Annotated in this window: 25 protein-coding genes and 1 other RNA gene; 14 read left to right on the forward strand and 12 right to left on the reverse strand. The window is 41.3% G+C overall.

Annotated elements, in window-relative coordinates; genetic code table 11:
* Positions 1-2,421 carry a YfhO family protein gene (locus ACQ93I_RS11745; protein WP_431698706.1) on the reverse strand — a complete coding sequence of 807 codons (2,421 nt, stop codon included), beginning with the start codon at positions 2,419-2,421 and terminating at the stop codon, positions 1-3.
* 24 nt (positions 2,422-2,445) lie between these two features.
* On the reverse strand, positions 2,446-2,724 hold the full coding sequence (locus ACQ93I_RS11750) for a DUF4834 domain-containing protein (RefSeq protein WP_431698707.1): 279 nt from the start codon (positions 2,722-2,724) through the stop codon (positions 2,446-2,448).
* A 105-nt stretch (positions 2,725-2,829) separates the two neighbouring features.
* Here ACQ93I_RS11750 and ACQ93I_RS11755 point away from each other — a divergent pair, with 105 nt between their 5' ends.
* The 3 genes from ACQ93I_RS11755 to pncA are packed head-to-tail and all read left to right on the forward strand — an operon-like array spanning position 2,830 to position 5,777.
* On the forward strand, positions 2,830-3,726 hold the full coding sequence (locus ACQ93I_RS11755) for a transporter (RefSeq protein ID WP_431698708.1): 897 nt from the start codon (positions 2,830-2,832) through the stop codon (positions 3,724-3,726).
* A gap of 36 nt (positions 3,727-3,762) precedes the next feature.
* The gene (locus ACQ93I_RS11760) at positions 3,763-5,175 is read left to right on the forward strand and encodes a nicotinate phosphoribosyltransferase (RefSeq protein WP_431698709.1); all 1,413 of its coding nucleotides are present in this window, start codon (positions 3,763-3,765) and stop codon (positions 5,173-5,175) included.
* Positions 5,172-5,777, forward strand: a complete 606-nt coding sequence (gene pncA, locus ACQ93I_RS11765) for a bifunctional nicotinamidase/pyrazinamidase (RefSeq protein WP_431698710.1) — start codon at positions 5,172-5,174, stop codon at positions 5,775-5,777. The genes ACQ93I_RS11760 and pncA overlap by 4 nt, the downstream gene beginning before the upstream one ends.
* A 45-nt stretch (positions 5,778-5,822) precedes the next feature.
* Here the strand turns inward: pncA and ACQ93I_RS11770 are convergent, their stop codons facing one another.
* The 5 genes from ACQ93I_RS11770 to ACQ93I_RS11790 all read right to left on the reverse strand — a co-directional run bounded on the left by ACQ93I_RS11770 (position 5,823) and on the right by ACQ93I_RS11790 (position 8,741).
* Positions 5,823-6,251: a hypothetical protein gene (locus ACQ93I_RS11770; protein WP_431698711.1), complete on the reverse strand. Its 429-nt coding sequence runs from the start codon at positions 6,249-6,251 to the stop codon at positions 5,823-5,825.
* 108 nt (positions 6,252-6,359) lie between these two features.
* Positions 6,360-7,931, reverse strand: a complete 1,572-nt coding sequence (gene rny / locus ACQ93I_RS11775; RefSeq protein WP_431698712.1) for a ribonuclease Y — start codon at positions 7,929-7,931, stop codon at positions 6,360-6,362.
* Positions 7,932-7,981: 50 nt separating this feature from the next.
* Positions 7,982-8,088: non-coding RNA, 6S RNA (gene ssrS, locus ACQ93I_RS11780), on the reverse strand.
* 59 nt (positions 8,089-8,147) lie between these two features.
* Positions 8,148-8,438 (reverse strand): cell division protein ZapA, encoded by a 291-nt coding sequence (locus tag ACQ93I_RS11785; RefSeq protein WP_265163332.1) that lies wholly within the window; start codon positions 8,436-8,438, stop codon positions 8,148-8,150.
* Between the two features lie 12 nt (positions 8,439-8,450).
* Positions 8,451-8,741: a hypothetical protein gene (locus ACQ93I_RS11790; protein ID WP_266068518.1), complete on the reverse strand. Its 291-nt coding sequence runs from the start codon at positions 8,739-8,741 to the stop codon at positions 8,451-8,453.
* A 182-nt stretch (positions 8,742-8,923) separates the two neighbouring features.
* On the opposite strand from ACQ93I_RS11790, the gene ACQ93I_RS11795 reads away from it, so the two are divergent.
* Positions 8,924-10,615 carry a M23 family metallopeptidase gene (locus tag ACQ93I_RS11795; RefSeq protein ID WP_431698713.1) on the forward strand — a complete coding sequence of 564 codons (1,692 nt, stop codon included), beginning with the start codon at positions 8,924-8,926 and terminating at the stop codon, positions 10,613-10,615.
* Positions 10,616-11,004: 389 nt separating this feature from the next.
* Here the strand turns inward: ACQ93I_RS11795 and ACQ93I_RS11800 are convergent, their stop codons facing one another.
* Positions 11,005-12,153, reverse strand: a complete 1,149-nt coding sequence (locus tag ACQ93I_RS11800) for a cysteine desulfurase family protein (protein WP_431698714.1) — start codon at positions 12,151-12,153, stop codon at positions 11,005-11,007.
* Between the two features lie 87 nt (positions 12,154-12,240).
* Here ACQ93I_RS11800 and ACQ93I_RS11805 point away from each other — a divergent pair, with 87 nt between their 5' ends.
* Positions 12,241-13,194: a hypothetical protein gene (locus ACQ93I_RS11805; RefSeq protein WP_431698715.1), complete on the forward strand. Its 954-nt coding sequence runs from the start codon at positions 12,241-12,243 to the stop codon at positions 13,192-13,194.
* On the opposite strand, the gene ACQ93I_RS11810 is transcribed toward ACQ93I_RS11805, so the two are convergent.
* On the reverse strand, positions 13,188-13,736 hold the full coding sequence (locus tag ACQ93I_RS11810; protein ID WP_431698726.1) for a Smr/MutS family protein: 549 nt from the start codon (positions 13,734-13,736) through the stop codon (positions 13,188-13,190). The genes ACQ93I_RS11805 and ACQ93I_RS11810 overlap by 7 nt on opposite strands.
* 2 nt (positions 13,737-13,738) lie before the next feature.
* Positions 13,739-13,957, reverse strand: a complete 219-nt coding sequence (locus ACQ93I_RS11815; protein ID WP_266068511.1) for a hypothetical protein — start codon at positions 13,955-13,957, stop codon at positions 13,739-13,741.
* Positions 13,958-14,033: 76 nt separating this feature from the next.
* Here ACQ93I_RS11815 and ACQ93I_RS11820 point away from each other — a divergent pair, with 76 nt between their 5' ends.
* From ACQ93I_RS11820 to ACQ93I_RS11830, 3 genes are read left to right on the forward strand one after another with little or no spacing between them, the layout of a single operon-like run.
* Positions 14,034-15,869: a T9SS type A sorting domain-containing protein gene (locus ACQ93I_RS11820; RefSeq protein ID WP_431698716.1), complete on the forward strand. Its 1,836-nt coding sequence runs from the start codon at positions 14,034-14,036 to the stop codon at positions 15,867-15,869.
* 17 nt (positions 15,870-15,886) lie between these two features.
* On the forward strand, positions 15,887-16,159 hold the full coding sequence (locus tag ACQ93I_RS11825; RefSeq protein WP_431698727.1) for a DUF2752 domain-containing protein: 273 nt from the start codon (positions 15,887-15,889) through the stop codon (positions 16,157-16,159).
* 12 nt (positions 16,160-16,171) lie between these two features.
* The gene (locus tag ACQ93I_RS11830) at positions 16,172-16,498 is read left to right on the forward strand and encodes a CCC motif membrane protein (RefSeq protein ID WP_266068507.1); all 327 of its coding nucleotides are present in this window, start codon (positions 16,172-16,174) and stop codon (positions 16,496-16,498) included.
* Positions 16,499-16,619: 121 nt separating this feature from the next.
* Here ACQ93I_RS11830 and rocD read toward each other — a convergent pair whose 3' ends face one another.
* Positions 16,620-17,864, reverse strand: a complete 1,245-nt coding sequence (gene rocD / locus ACQ93I_RS11835) for an ornithine--oxo-acid transaminase (protein ID WP_431698717.1) — start codon at positions 17,862-17,864, stop codon at positions 16,620-16,622.
* A 177-nt stretch (positions 17,865-18,041) separates the two neighbouring features.
* Between rocD and rlmD the strand changes: the two genes are divergently transcribed.
* The 3 genes from rlmD to ACQ93I_RS11850 are packed head-to-tail and all read left to right on the forward strand — an operon-like array spanning position 18,042 to position 20,600.
* A complete protein-coding gene (gene rlmD / locus ACQ93I_RS11840; protein ID WP_431698718.1) occupies positions 18,042-19,454 on the forward strand; it encodes a 23S rRNA (uracil(1939)-C(5))-methyltransferase RlmD in 1,413 nt (470 codons plus the stop codon).
* The gene (locus ACQ93I_RS11845) at positions 19,451-19,939 is read left to right on the forward strand and encodes a DUF6452 family protein (RefSeq protein ID WP_431698719.1); all 489 of its coding nucleotides are present in this window, start codon (positions 19,451-19,453) and stop codon (positions 19,937-19,939) included. Before rlmD ends, ACQ93I_RS11845 begins: the two co-directional genes overlap by 4 nt.
* Complete coding sequence (locus ACQ93I_RS11850; RefSeq protein ID WP_431698720.1) at positions 19,905-20,600, forward strand: DUF6048 family protein; 696 nt, start codon at positions 19,905-19,907, stop codon at positions 20,598-20,600. Before ACQ93I_RS11845 ends, ACQ93I_RS11850 begins: the two co-directional genes overlap by 35 nt.
* Position 20,601: 1 nt before the next feature.
* Here ACQ93I_RS11850 and ACQ93I_RS11855 read toward each other — a convergent pair whose 3' ends face one another.
* Positions 20,602-21,762: a THUMP domain-containing class I SAM-dependent RNA methyltransferase gene (locus ACQ93I_RS11855; RefSeq protein ID WP_431698721.1), complete on the reverse strand. Its 1,161-nt coding sequence runs from the start codon at positions 21,760-21,762 to the stop codon at positions 20,602-20,604.
* Positions 21,763-21,807: 45 nt separating this feature from the next.
* Here ACQ93I_RS11855 and ACQ93I_RS11860 point away from each other — a divergent pair, with 45 nt between their 5' ends.
* Genes ACQ93I_RS11860 through ACQ93I_RS11870 form a run of 3 tightly spaced genes read left to right on the forward strand, consistent with a single transcriptional unit; the run spans position 21,808 to position 23,639 of the window.
* Positions 21,808-22,539 carry a class I SAM-dependent methyltransferase gene (locus ACQ93I_RS11860; RefSeq protein WP_431698722.1) on the forward strand — a complete coding sequence of 244 codons (732 nt, stop codon included), beginning with the start codon at positions 21,808-21,810 and terminating at the stop codon, positions 22,537-22,539.
* Positions 22,539-23,207, forward strand: a complete 669-nt coding sequence (locus ACQ93I_RS11865) for a ZIP family metal transporter (RefSeq protein WP_431698723.1) — start codon at positions 22,539-22,541, stop codon at positions 23,205-23,207. The genes ACQ93I_RS11860 and ACQ93I_RS11865 overlap by 1 nt, the downstream gene beginning before the upstream one ends.
* Positions 23,208-23,210: 3 nt before the next feature.
* A complete protein-coding gene (locus ACQ93I_RS11870) occupies positions 23,211-23,639 on the forward strand; it encodes a DUF4268 domain-containing protein (protein ID WP_431698724.1) in 429 nt (142 codons plus the stop codon).
* The last annotated feature ends 316 nt before the right edge of the window (positions 23,640-23,955 follow it).

Below are 23,955 nucleotides of genomic sequence, written 5' to 3' on the forward strand. Positions count from 1 at the left end.
TTACTTACGTCGTATCTTCCAGAAAAGACCGCCAATCAACAAGAGCCCTAATAGTATAGAACTGGCTAACGCAATTGAACTTCCCGTCTTTACTACTTCTGGTTCAAACTTAAAGATGATCTCGTGCTCTCCTGCAGGCACCATCATTGCCCGCAGCACGTAATTTGCTCTAAAATGCGGAACTTTCTCACCGTCAATGTAAGCTTGCCACCCGTGCGGGTAATAAATTTCGGAAAAAACCGCCATACGATCGCTTTCTGCAGAAGCACGGTAAATCAATTCATTCGGCTGATAAGAAACTAATTCAATACTCGCTGTACTATCGGCTTCAAATTGCTTTTTTGGAAGGAATTCAGCAAAACCATCGTCTACAACCGCCACTCTTTTGGTGTTGATACCATCAAGCGCCTGGATTGCTTCATTTGCATTCTCTACCATTTTCACTTCCGGAATGAACCAGGCATTGCCATTAGTTTCAGGGTTTACCTGAGCTACAGCCCCTTCTTCCGTAGGAATAATAAAATATTTGGTATTGAGCATATTGAGCACCTGCAGATTGTTTTGTGACAAATAAAAGTCATAAAGTTCCTGCATCCTGCCCGGCTTTGCGGCATGGTAACCTCCTATAGAATTGTGGAAAAATGATGTGCGGGCAGTATTAAAAGGACTTCCGGTAAGGTCAAAAACCCTGTAGTGACTCTCATCCCTCATGATTTCCCTATCGGCTTCAGTAGCCTGGAAAGGCCTGTTTACCACACTTGATCCCACAAAATCTTCACTATCTACATATCTTTTACCAACACCAACCAAATCAACAAGAATGAGCAAACCAAGTCCCAAAAATGTCAAATTCCGGTTGAGCTTTTGTTTTATAAAAAACCAGAGTACAGCAGCAGTGAGCAGCACATACACCAGGGAACGAATGGCATCGGCTGTAAAGACGGCTTTGCGATCTTCCTTTAATGCCCTCACAAACTCGGGCCCCAGCTGCTGAATTAGCACTCCGTCGCTTGCGCCTGTAAAACTGAAAGCTCCCCTAAACAGCAGGAACAATAAGGCAATACCGCCGGTAATTATTGTGGCCCATTTTATAGAATAAACCTTTCTTTCCACACTTTCTTCTTTAAAGAACAATCGGGAAAGACCGGCGATAGCAAGCACCGGAATACACAATTCTAAAATCACCTGAATTGAAGACACCGCCCTGAATTTGTTGTAAAGCGGCACATATTCAATAAAGAAGCGGGTTATAAATTCAAAAGGATAGTTTTTACCAAATGAGAGTATCAGGGCCAACAGGGAACCTCCAACTACCCACCATTTCAGTTTTCCCCGCACCAGAAAGAGTGCAAAGACAAACAGAAAAAGCACTGTGGCGCCAACATAGGCCGGGGCACCCACAAAAGGTTGATCTCCCCAGTAAGTGGGGGCTGCTTCGGCAAATTGTGCCGCCTGTACCGGGTTAGCGCCCAACTGCAACAACTGCGAATAAACAGCAGAATCTGTCCCCAGGTTCTCTGCGCTCGAACCACCCATAAAACGGGGTATGAAAAGATTGAAGCTTTCCAGAACTCCGTAACTGTATTCGGTGATATAATTGTAATCAAGTCCGCTAGATTTCCCGGGAGTACCTTCAGGGTTAATTGTAAGTCCGGTGTCTCCACGAGTACTAAAGTCGGCATATTCCTGGGTGGCCAAAAGATTGGTGGCGTTCGTGCCTATTGCCAACACTACTGCAACTACCATCACAGCCAACGCCTTAAAGAATTCGGGTAACGTCTTTTTCCTGAAGGCTTCGATCAAATACACAATACCTATTACGATCACCAGCAGGAGCAGGTAAAAAGTCATCTGGAAGTGATTAGCACTTATTTCCAGTGCCATTCCGAAGGCCAGCAGTAAAAACCCTATAATATATTTTTGACTGAAGCACAGCAAAATACCGCCTATCACCCACGGCATATAGGCAATGGCATGAGCTTTTGCGTTGTGCCCTACTCCAAGTATAATAATGAGATAGGTAGAAAACCCGAAAGCCAGTGCTCCCAAAAATGCCAGTCTGTAATCAATTTTTAGAACCAGAAGTAAAATATAGATCCCCAGGAAGTACAGAAATAGATAATCGGCCGGGCGGGGTAAAAATCGCAGGGTTCTGTCGAGTTCTTTTATGTAGTTATGAGGATAATTTGCACCCAATTGGTACGTGGGCATCCCCCCAAAAGCAGCATCGGTCCAGTACGGTTCCTCGCCTGTCTCTGCCCTAAAATCATTTTGTTGACGGGACATCCCTATATACTGGGCAATATCACTCTGGTAGATTTCCTTCCCCTGAAGTACAGGATAGAAGTAGGCAAGAGAAATTATAATAAACCCCAGGAAAACAAAAATGTGAGGAAGTACTTTCTTTAGGGAAAAATTCATACGAAGAGAGTTTTGGAGCGGAAATTAGTCAATTTCTTCATAATCGATATACTCTCCCACGTCATTCTTTGATTTAGGGGTGCTTTTAGGCTTTTTTTCAATGTTCACCTCACCCTGTTGGTGTTGCTGCCCTCTGCCAGGATCAAACTGGCTAAAACGCTGCTCAAACTTCTTTCCAATCTTCTTTAAGACCCAACGAAGTAGTATGGGGCCAAACCAGCGTATTAATAATTTTAAACCAAAGTAAACAAGAAGGACTATAAGTAACACCCTCAATACCTCGGTCAATGAAGCTTCGTGCATTCTAAAAGTTTTGGTAAAATTACTATTCTACTCAAAGAAAACCATTGCTGCACCCAAAAAAAATGAGAAAATATCTATATTTGATCATCACCAATCAGCCCTAATATGAGGATCTACCTGACTTTTTTTCTCTTTTGTTTCTTCGGAAGTTTTAATGCCACTGCTCAATATACAGAAACCATTAATTCAAACAGGCCGGGAAATTCCCAGGGGGCTTTTGCAGTGGGACCTATGGTGCTTCAGGTAGAAGCCGGTGCAAAATTAGGGAACGACACTCATGAGCTACTGCAGACTGATACAGATCTTTGGGGAATAGATTACGCCATAAGATTTGGGTTTCTCTTTGAAGAGCTCGAGATCAACCTGATGGGTTCTTATCTTAACCAAACCACCAATTACGTGGTTGGAGCCAACAACGAGGCCTACGAATTATCCAATTTCGATTCTAATACCATAGGAGTAAAATACCTTGTATATGACCCCAATAAAGATGCAAAAGAGAAGAAGCCCAATCTTTACAGCTGGAAGGCCAATCAACGCTTTGACTGGAGTACTCTGGTACCCGCAGTATCTTTGTATGCCGGTGCCAATTTTTCATTCGGTGACAACCCGTTTCTCTATGAAGGGCAGTCAAAATTCTCACCTCGTGCGGCTGTAATTTCTCAAAACAACTGGGGACCCTGGGTTCTGGTCCTAAACATTATTGCCGACAGGATTGGGGATGATTCTCCAACCTATTCGGGTATAGGTACGCTCACCCACTCTTTCTCAAAGAAGTTTGCAGTGTTTGGAGAATTCCAGACTTTGATAAGCGATATCTATAGCGATGAGATTGCCCGTGGCGGTTTTGCCTACCTCTTTCACAAAAACTTTCAGGCAGATATCTCGGGGCTTATCAATTTCAAAGACACGCCTTCGAGATGGCAGGTTGCTGCCGGTGTTTCTTACAGGTTTGACTGGCACAAGCAAGACCAGTACCTGGAAGCGCAGCAAGAACTCTAATTATTCTAAACAGAACATAAATTTAAAGCATCTGGCATGATAGATATAAGCGGTACTTACACAGATCAGTACCAGCTCACAATGGGACAGGTATACTTCAGCAAAGGAGAAGCAGAAGAAACTGCCATTTTTGATTATTTTTTCAGAAAATTACCTTTTGAAGGAGGTTTTGCAATATTTGCCGGGCTCGAAACTCTCCTGGATTACCTTCAGGATTTTAAGTTTTCAGATAAAGACCTGGAGTTTCTCAGCACTCAAAACTTCTCTAAAGAATACCTCGACTACCTCAAAGATTTTCGCTTCCGCGGAAAGATCTTCAGCATGAAAGAAGGAGATGTGGTATTTCCAGGTGCTCCCGTGGTGAGAGTAGAGGCAAATATCATTGAAGCCCAGATCATTGAAACTCTGCTTCTGAATGTGCTGAATTTCCAGACGCTCATTGCTACAAAAGCAGCAAGAATGGCTATTCAGGCTAAAGGCAGCACGTTGATAGATTTCGGACTTAGAAGAGCGCAGGGGTTTGGCGGCTATCACGCGAGCAGGGCAGCTATTATAGGCGGCTTTGAAGCCACGAGTAATACCCGGGCAGGAAGGGATTTTCACTTTCCGGTATCGGGAACCATGGCGCATTCTTTTATTCAGAGTTATGAGAACGAACTGGATGCTTTTAGAGATTTTGCTGAAATTCATCCGAAGAATACAATTTTACTTGTAGATACTTACAATACCTTGAAAAGCGGAATTCCTAATGCCATACAGGTAGGAAAAGAAATGGAAAGCCGTGGCGAGAAGCTTAAAGGAATTAGACTCGATAGCGGCGACCTTGCCTATTTATCAAGAAAATCACGTGAGATGCTGGACAAGGCGGGGCTGGATTACGTAAAAATATCAGTTTCAAATCAGCTGGACGAGCATCTTATCAAGAGTTTGCTCGATCAGGAAGCGCCTATAGATATTTTTGGAGTGGGAACAAATCTGGTTACAGGAAAGCCCGATGCCGCTCTCGATGGTGTCTACAAACTATCATTTTTTAAGAACAAGCCCAGGATCAAACTTTCGGAAACCATTGCTAAAGTAACGCTGCCACATCGCAAGCAAGTGTATAGATTGCTTGATGATTCAGGTAACTTTTTGGGTGCCGACGTGGTTTGTGTGGCAGATGAAGGAAATCCTGAAATGATGTACCATCCCTACGATCCTTTAAAATTCAGGTTTGTGGGCGATGTGGAAAAGGAAGAACTTTTGAGCCTGGTCATGGAAGATCAAAAGAGGGTTCATAAGGAGACTAGTATCAAAGAAATTAAGGAATTCAGCAAAAAGAGATTGGAACAACTTCCTACGGAATACAAAAGGTTCTTTAATCCGCATATCTATAAAGTAGGTATAAGCGGAAAACTCAAGGATGAAAGAAATTACCTGATCGAAGAACACAAAAATAAGAGATCATGAAAACACTCATCATAGTAGATGCCCAGATAGATTTTATGCCGGGCGGTGCACTTGAAGTTAAAGATGGAGACAGGATCATCCCGGTGATCAATAAAATTTTACCTCAATTTGAACTCGTAGTAGCCACCCAGGACTGGCATCCAAAAGAGCATAAAAGCTTTGCCGTAAATCATCCCGGCAAAAACGAGTTTGAGGTGATTGACCTTAATGGCCTGGAACAAAAACTTTGGCCGGTGCACTGTGTGCAGGACACAAAAGGAGCCAATTTTCATCCCAATCTTGAAACAAAACCCATAGAAGCCATTTTTAGAAAAGGAATGGATCCTGAAATAGACAGCTACAGTGGCTTTTTTGATAACGGTCACAAGAAGATCACGGGCCTTGGCGGATATTTACAGGAAAGAGGAGCTGTTGAACTCTATTTTTGCGGCCTTGCTGCAGATATTTGTGTTTATTTCAGCTTACTTGATGCCCTTAAAGCAGGTTTTAAAGCAACGCTGATCGAAGACGCAGCCGTGCCACTTCTTCCGGAAGGATTTGATAAAATTCGAGAAGATATTATTAGAAATGGCGGAAGAATAACTCATTCAAAAGAGCTTTAAAAAATGCCATTTTTGACACCCATAGCTCATAACTCTTACTCATAACTAACGTCGGTGCCACCTTCGGGTAAACCACCATACTGCGGCTTGCAAAAAGCCAGTGAGCACCACAGAGCTTATAATGTGCTGCAATGCATGCAGTACCCCAAAAGAATAACCGTCCCTAAATTTGTTGGGTAGGTCATATTGGGTCACTAATTTTTGACCCAAATATCCAAGAAAGCCAAAAGCCACCAAAACGAAAGCATAAGTAAAGAAGAAAAAGAAATTCTTCTGTTTGGTCCATTTGAAATACACCGAAGCCACAACCAGCACAAGCCAGCTCACCCAGATGCTTATTTGATAATTTAATACCGACACATGAGCCTCCTGCAGCCCAACATCTCCTAAATTTCCAACAGCACTAAACAGTGTGAATAGAGGATAAAGCAGAACTACCAGAAAAAGGAATTTTAAGATGTTTTTCTTTTTCATAACGGCTTTTGATTGTAGTCTTAAGTTACAAAAAGATTACTGTTATCAATAAAAAAACTCCCGACTCTTTTAAGAACCGGGAGTTTTTGAAATAAGATTTTCTTTCTATTATTTGGCGATATTCACCGCACGGGTTTCGCGTATCACGGTAATTTTTACCTGCCCCGGATAGGTCATGTCTGTCTGGATCTTTTGAGAGATCTCAAAAGAAAGGTTGGAAGCTTTTTCATCGCTCACCTTTTCGCTTTCCACGATCACCCTTAACTCTCTTCCTGCCTGTATAGCATAAGCTTTTTTCACTCCGCCAAAACCAAAAGCGATATCTTCAAGGTCTTTCAACCTTTGAATATAAGAATCCAATACCTGTCTTCTCGCTCCCGGCCTCGCTCCGCTTATAGCATCACAAACCTGTACAATTGGAGATAATAGAGACGTCATTTCAATTTCATCGTGGTGCGCTCCAATAGCGTTACAAACCTCGGGTTTCTCTCCGTATTTTTCAGCCCATTGCATTCCCAGGATTGCGTGAGGCACTTCAGTCTCTGCATCTGGCACTTTTCCAATATCGTGAAGTAATCCTGCACGTTTGGCCATTTTTGCATTTAAACCGAGCTCAGCAGCCATAACTCCACATAATTTCGCAACCTCTCTTGAGTGTTGCAGCAGGTTTTGCCCGTAAGAAGAACGGTATTTCATTCGCCCTACAATCCGGATCAATTCAGGATGTAATCCATGGATACCAAGATCAATTACTGTACGTTTTCCAACTTCAATGATCTCCTCTTCTATTTGTTTGGTAGTTTTCTTGACCACTTCCTCAATACGTGCCGGGTGAATCCTTCCGTCGGTTACAAGTTTGTGGAGCGACAGGCGGGCTACTTCCCTTCTTACCGAATCAAAACAGGAGAGAATGATTGCTTCAGGGGTATCGTCTACGATGATCTCCACTCCTGTCGCAGCTTCAATAGCGCGAATGTTTCGACCTTCCCTACCAATAATTCGTCCTTTTACATCGTAACTTTCAAGGTTAAATACCGAGACGCAGTTGTCTATGGCTTCTTCGGTACCAATGCGTTGTATAGTGTTTACAATGATCTTTTTCGCCTCCTGCTGTGCAGTTAGTTTAGCCTCCTCAATGGTATCCTGAATAAGGGCCATGGCATCGGCTTTGGCAGTATCCTTTAATGACTCTACAAGTTGAGCTCTGGCATCTTCGGCTGAAAGACCAGAGATAACCTCGAGTTGCTGCACTTTGCTGGAATGAAGTTTATCTACTTCTTCCTGCTTTTTCTCCAGAACATCGTTTCGGTGATCATAATCGGCAATCTTTTCTTCCAGGTCCTTGTTCAGGTTTTTATTCCTGGCCAGTTCGCTCGAAACTTGAGATTCTTTATCCCTTACCCTCTTTTCGGCATCAGCAATTTTCTTGTCCCGCGAAAGAATAACCTTTTCGTGTTCGGACTTTAATTCGATAAATTTTTCTTTAGCCTGCAGGATCTTGTCTTTCTTGATCCCTTCAGCCTCCTGTTTAGCTTCTTTTAAAATCCCTGCTGCCGATTTTTTAGCTCTTTGAATAATTCTGGAAGCGTTCTTCTTCTCCAGGTACTTTGCCAGTCCAAATCCAATTGCTAATCCCAGGACAAGTGAAATAATAATGATCGCTATAGTTAGTGTATTCATTAGTTAGTTTTTATGTAAAAAAAAAGCCTGTACTAGTCGTTGATTTGTATAAACTCTCTAAATCAAGTTTAGGGCTAACAAGCTGATCAAGGATCCGCTCAAAGGCGGCTTGCTTTTACAACTTAAACTCACCCTCTTTAAAGAATTGGTGTTGAGTTTATCAAAATAAATTAACTAATACAGGCAGTAACCTTTATTTTCTAATTCAAAGAACAGTTAAACCAAGTGTTTGTCAAGCAGGTCATTGAGCGCTTTCAATTTATCTTCAGCCAGAAGTACTTCACTGCTGCGGTCAATTGATTTTTGCTCGGTTTGGGCAGCAAACTGTAAGGCACACATTGCCAGCACATCCTGCTTATCCCTAACGGCATAACTCTGTTCAAATTGCTTAATCATGAACTCTATCTTTTTTGCAGCCTTTCTAAGCCCCTCTTCCTGCTCAGGAAGAATGGTCATGGGATATACCCTGTCTGCAATAGAGATCTTTATTTTAAGCTGATTCGACATTTTTTTATTCTTCTATTCAGAGAGGTGAACAATACATTGATCTATTTCCCTGATCAAGCTATTTATTTTAAGCTTGGTTTCTTTTTTATAATCATTACTGCCCAGCAAGGCGTTGGCAGCTTTAAGAGTTTTTACCCTGTTTTCTGAAGACTCCAGGCTTTCCTGTAATCTTTGTTTTTCGGATCTTAAAGAAGTTAATTCCTCCTGAAGGCTTTGTTGTTTCTGCTCCAGTTTTTTATAATTCTGAAGCAACTTCTCAACCCTACCTTCAAGAATATCAATTATTTCTGTTAAATCACTCATTAAAGCTAAACCTGCTGCTTACCCTCACAAAGTTAATATACCTGCCGAAATATCCCAATATTTTGATCTCTATTTTGAGTTGTGCTTTAAAATAATTTTAACTTCCTCAAAAATAAGGGTTTAATTTTATGCCGGGGTTTTGGTATCTTTATCCCGCTATTAAAAAGTAAAAATTCCCTTACATGAAAAGAATACTTGCCCCCCTCCTATTCTTAACCGGTTTTGTTGTGTCGGCACAGGTTGCCAACGTTCCCACAAATTATTTTGACGATCCGCTTCAGGTACCCCTGGCTCTTGCCGGTACGTTTGGAGAATTGCGATCCAATCATTTTCACAGTGGGCTCGATATTAAGACGCAGCAACGGGAAGGGCTGCCTGTATATTCTTCTGCTGAAGGTTATGTAAGCCGCATAAATGTATCTCATTATGGCTATGGAAAAGCACTATATATTCAGCATCCCAATGGATACACTACTGTATATGGCCACCTGAAGAATTTTTCTCCAGAGATTGAAGCCTATATTAAGAAGCTGCAATATCAAAATGAAAGCTATGAAGTAGAAGTTTATCCAACTGCTTCAGAAATTCCTGTAGAAAGAGGAGAACTTGTTGCCAGTAGCGGAAATACCGGTGGCAGCGGCGGCCCGCACCTGCACTTCGAGATAAGAGATGGTGAGCAGCGCCCTATGAACCCGCTTATGTTTGGAATAGAACTCGAAGATACCCGCGCGCCAATAGTATCGGCATTATTTGTATATCCGGCGGGAGAAGAAGCACATGTAAATGGTTCGGCCTCAAGACAAAAACTAAGGCTAATTCCGCAGCAAGATGGTTCTTTTAGAGCTGAAAAAATTGACGCCTGCGGGGAGATAGGTTTTGGTATTACGGCAGTAGATCAACTTAATGCAGCCCCAAATCAAAACGGGGTTTACAAAATTGAAAGCAGTGCTAATGGCGAAAAACTCCTGCAGGTCAATTTTGAGAAATTCTCATTTGCAGAAACCCGCCACCTCAACCAGTTGATAGATTATGGATATTATACCCAGAACAATAGTAGGATCCAGAAGCTTTTCGTAGAACCTTCCAACCCATTAAGCATTTACAGTGACATGAAAAATGAAGGCTATCTCAATGTGCAGGACAGCCTTTCGTATAACTATACGATCAAAATAAGTGATTTTGCAGGCAATGAGCGTATAGTTCACGTGCCCATAGAAGGAAAACACCGCAATGACATTAAAGAAGACCCTTCCAAGATTACCGATTTTTTTGTCCCTGCAAGTACAGGAGCTCAGTTTGAAAGCAATGGTATAGACGTTTATATTCCGGAAAACAGTCTCTATCAGGATGCTTACCTTGATGTTAGCTTTGAAGGTGAAAAGGTAAGTCTACACGAAGACGTAATTCCCATTCATTCCAACATCACCATAGGTTTTGATGTTAGCAAATACACCCCTGAAGACAGGGAGCAAATGTTTATTGCCAGGCTCAACAAATGGGGAAATCCTCAATATTCAGGCACCACCAAAGACGGGGAAAGATTTACCACTAAAACCCGCACTTTTGGCAACTACACTTTAGGCAGAGATGTAAAAGCGCCTACCGTAACACCTGTTAACTTTAGGGACGGACAGTGGATCTCGGGCAATAAGGACCTGAAAATTAAGATCTCCGATGATCTTTCGGGCATCAATAGTTATAAGGCTACAGTTAACGGTAAATTTATTCTGATGGAATATGAGTACAAGAAGAATTTACTTACTCACGATTTTGCTGACGGAGTAGTCACTGACACCGAAAATCACCTGAAGCTGGAAGTAATTGATAACGTAGGAAATACCACTATTTTTGAAAGTACCTTCTTTAGAAAATAGGTTTTCAGCTGAAGTGCTTTTTTAATTTTTCCTGCATTGGCGGCCTTTAGCAGAAATATTGAGCTAACGGTTACACCTGTTGGTTTCAAAAATGTCATTTTTTAGAGTTCCTTTAAAATTCTGAAAAAGAACTTTTTTCAATCCAAAATGATGATAAAGCTGAATGGAAGAATCAGGTGCAAATTAATTATCACCCAGACGTAGCACAACTTTCAGCAGGAAATTTTAGCGCAACTAATATCAGCGCGAATTTAATCCTGCTAAAAACATGTGTTATAAAAGTTATTTCTGAAGCGAAAAGTCACAAAAATTAGGCAAGTGTCGATAATTTCCGAATTGTCGGCACTATGTGAAACCCTAAAATTGAAAGTCGAATAAATATTCTCTTCCTATTTTTCCATAAACTCCTTCAGCACATTTACCACGTATTCTATATCTTCTTTAGTATTGTACCTGGAAAAAGAAAAACGCAAAGAAGGCTTTTTCAGATCTTCGGCAGGCAGAAAAGCATTCAGCACGTGACTTCCCTTATCGCTTCCACTTTGGCAGGCACTACCTTTTGAGCACGCAATTCCGTGAAGGTCCAGCTGGAACAAAAGCATTAGCGCTTTTTCCTGAGACATGGGCAGGCATACGTTAATAAGCGTATAAGTACTATTCACAAAATCACCGCAGTCGCCGTTAAATTTTACTCCGGGAATTTCCTTTTTTAAGAGGTCTGTAAAATGCCTTTTTAGAGAGGTGATATATTCCCTCTCTTCGTCTAAATTTTGGTAAGCTAACTTAAGTGCTTCCTCCAGCCCTACAATATTGTGGACTGCTTCGGTCCCGGCTCGAAATCCCCGCTCCTGCTCGCCTCCAAAAATAAGTGGCTGCAAACCACTGTTTTTTCGGATATAAGCAAAACCAACACCTTTGGGTCCGTGGAATTTATGGGCACTTACAGCGGTAAAGTCAACTTTCACCTGAGAAAGGTCAAGTTCGTAATGCCCAATGGACTGTACGGTATCTGAATGAAACAAAGCTTTGTGTACACTACACAACTCCCCAACTTTTGCAATGTCAAGTAAATTACCTACTTCGTTGTTTACATGCATCAGGCTCACCAGGGTCTTCTCGTTCGAAGACTTCAGGACTTCCTCCAAATGATTTAGGTTAACCCTTCCGCAGTCATCGAGATTCACATAAATAATTTCGGTCCCAAAAACATCGTGAAGTTTATCAATGGTATGAAGCACGGCATGGTGTTCAATTTTTGAAGTAATAATGCGCTTCACGCCTAGATCCCTTACGGCCGAGTTTAGAATAAGATTATCGGCTTCTGTACCGCCCGAGGTGAAAATAATTTCTGAGGCCGCAACATTAAGGATCTTTGCCACTGTTTTGCGAGCCTGTTCTATTAGAGTTTTTGCACTGCGGCCAAAGGTGTGAGTTGAGGAAGGATTTCCATATACATCACGCATTACCTGGGCCATTCGTTCTACCACTTCTTCGCGAATCTGCGTAGTTGCGGCATTATCAAAGTAGACTTTTTTCATGGTCCACAAAAATAACAGATTTAAAATAATTTAAGCTTGTCTCGGTTAAATTATATATTACTTTTAATTTTGCCGAAAACCCGTCTTATGAAAAAAGTGTTTAGTTTATTTTTTACAGCCGCGCTGCTTACCGCATGCAATGACGGGGAAATTATTGTGACCGATTTTAATTTTGAAGATCCACAAATTAGCTGGTGTGGAGATACTGAATCTCATGTGCTCTACAAAATCAACAACTCTGGTGTAAATGAAGCTATTGCTTTTCGTTTTAACCTTAGTGTTGAAAAAGAACAGGTTTTTCTGGCTAAAGAAGGACGACTTAGCCTCCCTTTGAACGGAACTACGAGTGAAGTTGTATACAGGGTTTTTGACGGCGAAGTACGTGGCAACTACTTTTGTAATGAAATTCCGCCCGTATCCCCAAAAGTAGTACGGGAATTTAAAAGTACCACGGGAGGTGAAGTGATTATTACTTCTACTATTGCAAATTCAACAGATCATGATGGAGATGGCATACCTTCAGCCAGTGAAGGAATGGATGCTAATTTAGATACCGACGAAGACGGAATTCCCAACTACCTCGATATTGATGATGATGGAGATAACATCCTTACCCGTATTGAAAGACAGGTAGAAGCCGAAAATGCTGTGAACACATATCCAGATTCCGATAATGATGGGATCCCGAACTATCTCGATGCCGATGATGATAATGACGAAGTACCAACCAGGAATGAAGACTGGAACCTAAATTTGAATCCCGCCGATGACCAGGATGAGGATGGATTGCCTTACTATTTGAACCCTGAGATTATAGATTCTTTTGAAGTTGAAGACTCCAGAGAAAATATTATTTCAAGAAGCTACAGATACCTCCTTACTGTTAATAACCTGACACTGGTTAATCAGGGAGGAGACGGGGAACAAATTCGCCTTGAGAACTATGAATTGGGCGTTATCACCTCACCTTCCCAAAATATCACAATTCAGCCTACAAACGGTGAAGATGAGAACAGCGGAGAGGAAGGAGAAGATCAGTAATTCTGAAAAATATAAACTTCGGTAGCTCCCAGCCCATACTTTTGATAATCGGCATCATAAAATTTGATGTTATCATACCTGTGAAAGAGGGTTTCGAGTTCAGCTCTTAATACGCCCTCTCCTACTCCATGAATAAATACAATTTTTTGGATGCGTTTACTTATGGCAAATTCGAGTTGCCGCCGGGCAGTATCCATTTGAATGTTGAGGATTTCATAATTTGAGAGTCCGCCGGTCTTAGGCACGAGTTTGCCAATGTGCAGGTCAACCTCCATGGGCGGCTGATTTCGCTCTTTTGGTTTCACTCTTGAATATCTACGCTTTTTTGAAGATTCCTTTTCTTTAATTACTTCGGAAAAATTTTCAACTTCAGGAGGAAGTATATCGGGTAATACATCTTCAACTTTAACTAAATCCCGGACATTAAAGGATAAGAGAAAACCTTCAGAAGTTTCTATATCAACCTCAGAGCCCATAATTGAAAGAACCCTACCTTCCAAATCTTCGTCAAGTACAGCTACTTTATCTCCCGGTTTCAGCATCACTAAAGAGAATTATTATTTTCACCTTCTTCATCTTTTTTATGGTCGTCTTTAGTCTCAACCCAATAATTGGTAGCTCTGTATAGCCCAAACATCAACATCACCAGCCCAATAATCATCACATATACATTTCTCTCTTCTCCCGAAATTTCAAAAATGAGAAGCACGCCACCTATTATTATGACCGCGGAATTGATAAATTGAGAAGAAGGCTTTTTCATAATTATTTGTTTGCCAGTTGATTAAAATCAAAAAAGAGTAGTAACTTGAATCGTCAAAGCTACAAATTTCGGGAAAATGAGAAGATTTCTACTGGTTACGGCATTTTTATTTGCTTTTCACCCAATTTTCGGCCAGTTGAACATCGCTCCTTCCGGCAATGGACAAAACAGAACTTACGTTTATGTAGAAAAATCTTTCCTGTTTATTGAAAATGATATCAGGTTGGTGAAAAACCCTTCCGCAGTAAATGAAGCTTCACTATACCTGCGAGATAATGCCGAATTGCTACAGGGAGAGCAACAACACAAAGAAAATTCCGGAACCGGGAGCATCTCAGTTTTTGCTGAAGGAACCACCAATGCTTACGACTATAATTACTGGAGTTCTCCCATAATATCTCCTGAAAATGGCCTTTTTGGCATCTCACTTTTACAGGTTCCCGTTTCAACCATTGTAAGCCGGCAACCCCAACTCACCACTGCCCCAAACGGCACCGCAAACCCGCTCGCTATCTCTACCCGCTGGATCTACACCTACCAGGGCAACGGGTACTCCAGCTGGAAATTTGTTGGCGGCAACACGGTGATCCCGCCCGGTTATGGTTTTACCATGAAGGGCACAGAGGGAAAAGATTTGGTGGTTGTTAACGGAAGAGCAAATAACCCGGGAAATTCACAGCGGTACGACTTTCGTGGAAAACCGGTCTCCGGCACTTTAGATATCCCGGTAACGCCAGATGCTTTTGTGCTGGTAGGTAATCCATACCCATCAACTTTCAACCTGAGTCTTTTCCTGCTCGAAAATTCTGGCAGCGGCACTTTGAGCACAAATTGCTACGGAAGCATCCAACGCCAAAATATTACTACCGGTGTCGCCTACTTTTGGGATTCTAAAGAGAATGGTTCCTCACATAATCTCGAAGATTATATGGGCGGCTACGGAGTTTTTAGTCCGATAGATCCCTGTACTGATGGAATTTATGAACCTCCGGTTTTCAAAACGGTCAAAAATATTGAAGACGGCAGCACAGGCAAACCTTCTCAAAAGAAATTCCTGCCTGTAGGCCAGGGCTTTATGGTAAAGGGTGCACAGGCAGGCAACATTACTTTTAAAAATTCTCACAGAACGCCATCAAAAAATGCATCGGGAACAAATACCCCGGCACCCGAAGCAGTTAAGAAAGATCACCAACACACTTCTGAAAAGAACAGCCTTGCCAGGGTACAACTTAAGGTTACAGTGAACGACCTTTACGAAAGAAGCCTGAGCCTGGCCTTTTGGCCCGCTGCAACACCAAAAATAGACGCAGGTATGGATGCCCGGGCTTTTGAACTTGCGCCTACCGATGTGGGCTGGCTCCAGGGTGAAGAAAGCTATATAATTGATGTACGCCCTTTTGATATTTCTGAAGAAATCCCGCTGTTTATAAAGGTTGAAACCGGGTATCAAAAAATGACATTTTCACAGGGAATTATTGAAAATGCCGCAATTCATGAACTTTTTATTCTAGATACTCTTACAGATGAATATTTTTCTATTAAAAAGGAACCCTTAACTTTAGAGCTGCAGCCGGGAATTTATCACGGGCGTTACAAGCTTGCTTTTGCTGAAAAAGTAGCTAAAGAAGACCTGCCACAGGTGATTTTTGAGGAAGAGGCGCATTTAAAATTCAACATCCATCAAAATAACCGCCTGGGAGCACTGCAAATAATAAGCAACGATCTTTTCCCGGTAAAGGCTGTAGAAATTTTTGACCTGCAGGGGAAAAAAATGTGGTACCGCAGTAACTTTGACAACCGAAGGTCTGTAGAAATTTCAACCCGGCCGTGGGGAAACGGCGTTTATATTGTAAAGGTGATTGATATGAATAATCACAAAACAGTCAAAAAAATATCAGTTTACAACCATTGACCTATATGGAAGAATTCATGCTCCCTTGTTTAAACAAACAATTGTTTGGCATAGATTGCCTGGGTTGCGGTGCACAGCGGGCACTGGTACTGGTACTTCAGGGAGAATTTAGTGCAGCTTTTAAGATGTTTCCCGCAATTTACCCTATCCTCATCCTGTTACTTTTTCTTGTCACCAACTTATTCTACAAGTTTAAAGGTGACTGGTATATTAAGGCTGCCCTTATTGTAGTGAGTGCCGCCGTGATAATAGGTGCTTATATTTATAAAATGAGTTTTTTGATCAACTAACCAATAATAATTATGGAAAAACAAACTTTACCAAATTCAACATTAATTTTAGTTTTCGGAATCCTTTCTATCGTAACTTGCTGCTGCTATGGGATCCTCGGCCTTATCTTTGGGATTGTCGCCCTGGTATTGGCAAAGACTGCTAAACAAACCTACATGGCCCAACCAGATATTTACGAAGGCTATAACAATGTAAAAACAGGAAGAATTCTTGCTATTATAGGAGTTATACTTTCGGGACTGTACCTGCTTCTAAATATTGTACTTGTGGCTATCTACGGATGGGATGGGATGCAGGAAATGGTCATGGAATCTATGGAAGTTTACCAAAACCAGTAGTTTTAAGTGATTAATATTCGGTGCTCAGTGTTCAGAAACCTGAACCTGGAACTTTGAACTTTGAAAAAAAGGAGGGCGAAAAATGTTATTTTTCGCCCTCCTTTTTTATTCACTTCCTAAATTACTTTTCGAATTCCTGAAGTGTTTTAGTTATAATACCTACACAATCCATAAGTTGTTCTTCGTTCATCACCAACGGTGGTGCAAATCGTATGATATTGCCGTGAGTTGGTTTAGCCAGAAGTCCGTTTTCCTTCAGTTTCATACAAATATCCCAGGCTGTAGAGCTGTCTTCAGAATCATTGATCACAATGGCATTTAGCAGACCTTTACCTCTCACCAGGTTTACAATGTTAGATTTTCGTATGTAGTCATCGAGCTTTCTTCGGAAAAGGTTCCCGAGTTTTTCAGCATTTTCAGCAAGATTTTCATTTTTAATCACATCAAGGGCAGCCATTGCTACGGCACAGGCTACGGGATTTCCGCCAAAAGTGGAACCGTGTTGTCCCGGTTTAATAACGTTCATAACCTCGTCATTGGCCAGTACTGCCGAAACTGGATATACCCCGCCAGAAATGGCTTTTCCGAGGATCAATACATCAGGCTTAACGTTCTCATGCTCTACTGCCAAAAGTTTTCCGGTACGTGCAATTCCCGTTTGCACTTCATCAGCAATAAAAAGCACATTATGCTGCTCGCACAATTCTTTAGACCGAGCCAGGTAACCTTCAGAAGGTACGTATACCCCGGCTTCTCCCTGAATTGGTTCTACAAGGAATCCGGCAATGTTACTGTTATTTTTTAAAGCTTCTTCAAGAGCTTCAGTATCGTTGTATGGTATTTTAACAAATCCCGGAGTGTAGGGGCCAAAATTCTTTCGGGCACCCTCATCATTAGAAAAAGAAATGATCGTGGTAGTTCTTCCGTGGAAGTTATTCTCACAAACAATGATTTGAGCTTCAGTCTCCTCTACTCCTTTTTTCTCATAGGCCCATTTTCGTGCAATTTTTATTGCAGTCTCAACCGCCTCGGCACCGGTATTCATGGGCAACAGCTTGTCAAAACCAAAATATTCTGTTGCATACTTCTCATACCTTCCTAAAATGTCATTATGGAAGGCCCTTGAGGTAAGGGTTAGTTTTTGAGCCTGTTCTGTCATGGCCCCCACAATTCTTGGGTGACAATGCCCCTGGTTTACTGCGGAATAAGCCGAAAGGAAATCGTAATATTTCTTACCTTCAACATCCCAAACGTGAACACCTTCTCCTTTTTCAAGCACAACCGGAAGCGGGTGATAATTATGAGCCCCATATCTATCTTCAAGTTGAATAGCCTCCTGGGAAGAAATTTTTTCTGAAATCTTCATTTTCATTTTTGTTTTCAATTACTAAATAAGCAATTCCTACTTTCCGGAAATACCAGCAAATACGGTATTTTGAGGAGAGAAATCATCCTGAATTCAGAAGTCGCAAATTACTAAATGTTTCCTGATTTTTTAAGGCCTGCGCCCAATAATTCTTGGCATTTATCCTATTTTTGCCACATGGCGAGAAAGAACAAAAACAAAGAATTTAAAAACCTCGAAGTCATTGATGCCGGGGCAAAAGGGAAAAGTATAGCCAAAGCCCCCGATGGCAAAGTGATATTTATTGGAAATGCAGTGCCCGGTGACGTGGTAGATGTGCAGACTACTAAAAAGAAACGCGCTTTTTACGAGGGTACAGCTACCAAAATACATGAATTTTCAGATAAACGGGTAGAGCCACCCTGCATACATTTTAGCGTTTGCGGGGGCTGCAAGTGGCAGTTCATGGGCTATGAACACCAGTTGTTTTATAAGCAAAAAGAAGTAACGAATAATCTTACCCGCCTTGGCAAAATTGAATTGCCCGAAGTCACTCCTATTCTGGGAAGTAAGGAAATTTATTTTTACCGCAATAAGATGGAGTTCTCTTTTAGTGACAGCCGCTGGTTAACACAGGAAGAAATTCAGAGCGGCAAAGATATTCAAGACCGAAATGCACTTGGTTTTCACATTCCGGGAATGTGGGACAAGATCCTGGATATTAAGGAGTGCCACCTTCAGCAGGCACCCAGCAATGGAATCAGGAATGGCATAAAACAATTTGCCATTAAAAATAATATTCTTTTTTTCAATACAAGAGATCAAAAAGGAATGCTGCGCACGTTGATGATAAGAACTTCTTCTACGGGAGAGATCATGGTGCTGCTTCAGTTCTTTGAAGACAATAAAGCGCAACGGGAATTACTTCTGAATTTTGTTGCTGAAGAATTTCCGGAGATAACAAGCCTTCAGTATGTGATCAATTCAAAAGGTAATGACACCATTTATGATCAGGAAGTAGTTTGTTACAAAGGCCAGGACCACATTTTTGAAGAAATGGAAGGCCTGAAGTTTAAGATCAATGCAAAATCTTTTTATCAAACCAACTCGGCACAGGCTTACGAACTGTATAAAATTACGCGCGACTTTGCAGGTCTAACCGGAGATGAAGTGGTTTACGACCTGTACACCGGTACCGGAACAATTGCCCAATTTGTGGCTGCCAAAGCTAAAAAGGTTATAGGCGTAGAAGCAGTACCCGAAGCTATTGAAGACGCCAAACAAAATGCCAGAAACAACAACATCACAAATACCGAATTTTACGTTGGAGACATGAAAAAGGTGTTTACCAGTGAATTTGTGAAAACTCATGGAGAACCCGATGTTCTCATTACCGATCCTCCACGAGATGGAATGCACAAGGATGTGGTTGCGCAAATAATTGGTATCTTGCCACAAAGAATTGTGTATGTTAGTTGTAATTCGGCAACCCAGGCAAGAGATCTTGCGCTGCTCGACGAGCACTACAAGGTAACAAGAACACAGGCGGTTGACATGTTTCCACAAACGTTTCACGTAGAAAATGTTGTTTGTTTAGAACGAAGACAATGAACAGGTTCCAAAAATGGCTTTTTTTAGCAGGTTTTATTTTCCTCACCCTTGGGTGCCAGCGAGACGACATTTGTCCCGAAGGAACTGAGACCACTTCGCTACTGGTAATTGAATTTTATGATCCGCTTGACCCCACGCGTTTAAAGGCAGTATCAAACCTGACGGTTCGCGCCAGTGGTAAGGAAGAAATTTTGATGGGGCCAACCACTGTAAATACTGTTAGCCTGCCACTTAGAACTGATGAAAACTTCACAGAATATATTTTCACTATAAATTCTGGCAGCGAGGAAGAAAATGCAGATACAGTAACTTTTACTTATTCTCCAGACCTTGAATATCTCAATCGCGCCTGTGGTTATAAAGTAAATTACAACAGCCTTGATGTTGCAATTCATGAAGATGAGAATAACTGGATACTTTCAGAAACTATTATACAAGAAAGCGTTGAAAATGAAACAGAGGCTCATATTTATTTTACTCACTAGTTTTTGGTTTCATTCTTCAGCAGTCTTTGCACAGGAAGCGGCAATAGACACTGTTGATGTACGTGAAAAATATGGGCTGCGCGTCGGGATCGACCTGTCAAAGCCTATAAAGATGCTTATTGAAGAGGATTATCAGGGCCTGGAGGTCAAAGCCGATTACCGGTTGTATGAAAACATATACCTGGCGGCAGAAATTGGAAATGAACAGAACGTGATCTCGCAGCCAAATGTGACGGCTTCTGCAAAAGGAAGCTACGTTAAACTTGGGGGAGATTACAATTTCTATCATAACTGGACCGGGATGCAAAACCTAATTTACATCGGATTGCGTTACGGTTTCGCCTCATTTTCTACCGAACTGGAGGAATATTCCATATATGACCGGAACCCTTATTTTGAACCGGATATTAGAGCTGAAGGCCGTGAATTCAACAATCTTACTGCAGGATGGCTGGAAGTAAAATTAGGTACAAAAGTAGAAGTTTTGAACAACCTGTATCTTGGAGTGCATGTAGAGCTCAAGAAAAAAATCAATGAAACTAAACCCGGGAATTTTGACAATCTCTATATCCCCGGCTTTAACAGGACCTATGACGGGAGTAGCCTTGGCGTAGGTTACGGCTACTCTATTTCTTATTTAATACCTCTTTACAGGCAGTAGTCTAATTCTCCTGTTTTTTAGCTTTTTTGGAACCTTCGTAAATCTCGTATTTAAGCAGCTTTGATTCCAGGGCTCCATTAAATAATTTAATTTTTCGGGAAGGTCTTAAACCTACATGTTTAATAGCTTCAAGATTAGAAGTAATAAACCAGGCATGGGTGCCGGGATAACTCTGCTTAAGCGTGTCGCCAATAGATTTGTAGAATACAGGCATATCTATACTAAGACGTTCTCCATAAGGCGGATTGAACACCATATGCAAATGTCTTTCTGTTTGTTTTTCAGTCTTGAAAAAATCTTCGTGTTCTACCGAAATAAATTCAGCAAGATTAGCATTGTCAACATTATCTTTGGCTTTATGAACTGCAGATGGTGCCTTGTCGTAGCCTTTGATGGTGAAATGGAAATCCCGCATTTTCTTTAGTACCGACTCCTGAATTTTTTCAAAAAGATCTTCATCCCAATCTTTCCACTTTTCAAAGCCAAACTCCTTTCTATTCAAATTGGGAGGAATATTACAGGCGATCATGGCAGCTTCTATAAGAATAGTACCACTACCACACATGGGGTCAATAAAGTCACACTGCCCATCCCAGCCTGAATGTAAAAGCATTCCCGCTGCTAAAACTTCATTTATTGGTGCAATATTGGTAGACGATTTATAGCCACGTTTGTGCAACGATTGTCCCGAACTATCGAGTGAAACTGTACAATGCTCTTTCTCTATGTGAATATTAATGCGCAAGGAAGGGTAATCAAGGTCAATCCCGGGGCGTTCTCCGGTCCTGTCCCTGAATCTATCAACAATAGCATCTTTTGATTTAAGAGCTACATATTTAGAATGAGTGAATTTTTCGGAATGTACAGTAGCATCAATAGCAAGAGTTTGATTAGCATCTAAATACTTTTCCCACGCAATTTTATTTACTTCGCTGTAAAGATCATCTTCAGAAAAAACCCTGAAGGTCGCAATTGGTTTCAGCACTTTTATAGCGGTGCGCAGGGAAAGATTGGCTTTATACATGAAACCTTTGTCCCCATAGAATGAAACAGATCGTACTCCTTCCCATACATCTATAGCTCCCAGGTTTCTCAATTCTTTGGCAAGTAATGGTTCAAAACCAAAAAGTGTTTTGGCAACCATTTGATAATTATTTCCCATTTGTTATTTTCTGTGAGAGACAAAAATACACTAATTTTGCAGGATATGGAATTAGCAGCAAATAGATGGTTTTCTTCGTGGTTTGACACTCCATACTACCATATTTTATATAAGAATCGGGGTGATGAAGAAGCACAGCAGTTCATGCAGAACCTCATTACCTTTTTAAAACTTCCTCAAGGGGCAAGTATACTTGACCTGGCCTGCGGTAAAGGAAGACATTCTGTTTATCTCAACAAGCTAGGGTTTGATGTTACTGGTGTAGATCTCTCTGTTAACAGCATTGCGTACGCCAAACAGTTTGAAAATGAAAATTTGCACTTTCATACCCACTGCATGTGCAAGCCAATGGACGAACAATATGATGCTGTTTTTAATCTTTTCACCAGCCTTGGCTATTTTGAAGATGAAAAAGAAAACCGGGAGAGTATTTTATCTATAAAAAAGGAGCTCAAAGAAGGTGGCTGGGGAGTCATTGATTTTATGAACGTGGTTAAAGTAATCGATAACCTCGTGCCTTCTGAAGTAAAAACAGTGCAGGGAATTACTTTTAATATTACCCGAAAGGTTGAAAACGGATATATCGTTAAAGATATAGAATTTGAAGACGAGGGAGAAGAATATGCTTATTCAGAAAAGGTGAAAGCTTTTACTTTGGAAAATTTCCTTTACTACTTTGAAAAAGCCGGAATTGAACTGGTGCACACTTTTGGGAACTACAATCTACAGCCATACGATAAAATTAAATCTGACCGACTAATACTTGTCTTTAAATAATGCTGTATATACTGCCATTAATAGCGGTGGTAATAGGGTATTTAATATCCCTATTTTTAAAACCGTCCTCCTCCACTGGCTTTCAGTTATTACTTTCTTTTAGCGGTGCTTTTCTCCTTTCGGTAACAGTATTCGAAATGTTACCCGAAGTCTACAGCTCCGGATTTGATAAAGTTGGATTGTTCATCATGGCCGGACTCCTCTTACAGATTTTCCTGGAATTTCTCTCTAAAGGTGTAGAACATGGGCACATGCACCACAGCGGGAATTCCGTGAAATTTCCTTACCTCTTACTCCTGAGTCTATCACTTCATGCCCTTCTTGAAGGTTTTCCATTGAATCAAAGCAGCGATTTACTTCATGGGGTAGTGATCCATAAGATTCCAGTCGCAGCAATACTGGCTGCTTTTTTATTCCATTCAAAAATAGCAAAATACAAAGCCTTTCTTTTTCTCGCGGTCTTCGGATTAATGACGCCACTGGGCAGCTGGATGCATGCGAATTTTATGATTTCTGAAGAATATTCGGCTTACATCAATGCAATGGTCATAGGGATTTTTCTTCACGTTTCTACAACCATACTCTTTGAAGCCTCAAAAAACCATAGTTTTAATGCTACAAAACTGGCTGTGGTCATTTCCGGAATTTTATTGGCTTATTTTCTCTAGAATATGTACAGTCGTGCTGAAAGTAAAAAGATTCGCCAGGAATTCTGGACCAGCTTCGGAAAAAATTACGTCCGAAAGTGGCTTTTATACAACACCAGAATTAAAGACCTCTCATTAAAATTTACCTTTACCCGAGATACTGCTGAAGTTTCTATAGATCTCGATGCTAATGATGAGATCATGAGACTTTACTATTTTGAGAAATTCGAAAGCCTGAAGGTTATTCTTAAAGATGAATTTTTACCTGAAGTAGTTTTTGACAAATATTATCAGCTGGACGATGGGAAAATAATTTCCCGCATCTATGTCACTCTACCCGGCGTTGATATCCACAATAAAAAAGACTGGCCAAAGGTTCAGTTATGGCTCTATAAAAAAATGGATTCATTGGAGCGCTTTTTCCTGGAGTATTGGGATTTTATTGAGCAGTAGAAATCCGCGCCAACGGTTTCCAAAATAGTTTTTTTTTACAAAATCTACCCTCCTCTCTGTGTTGGGGTGGCCATAGGCCGGGGTGGTGCTTGCTTCCGCGAAGTTATTGTGGAACATGGCACGGATTACAAATCCGCGCCAGCGGAGTATATGTATGTGTCTCGTTTATCATTCCCCTCCTCAGCTGAGGAGGGGTGGCCACAGACAATGCTGATTTTCGGATTGCAAATCCGCGCCAGCCACATTCCGGAAGCGAGACCCTCCCCATCCGCCTGTGGCGGATGGGCCCTCCCTGGAAGGGAGGGGTGCTTAGATT

The organism is Salinimicrobium sp. WS361 (assembly GCF_050750585.1).
In the GTDB taxonomy this organism is placed as follows: domain Bacteria; phylum Bacteroidota; class Bacteroidia; order Flavobacteriales; family Flavobacteriaceae; genus Salinimicrobium.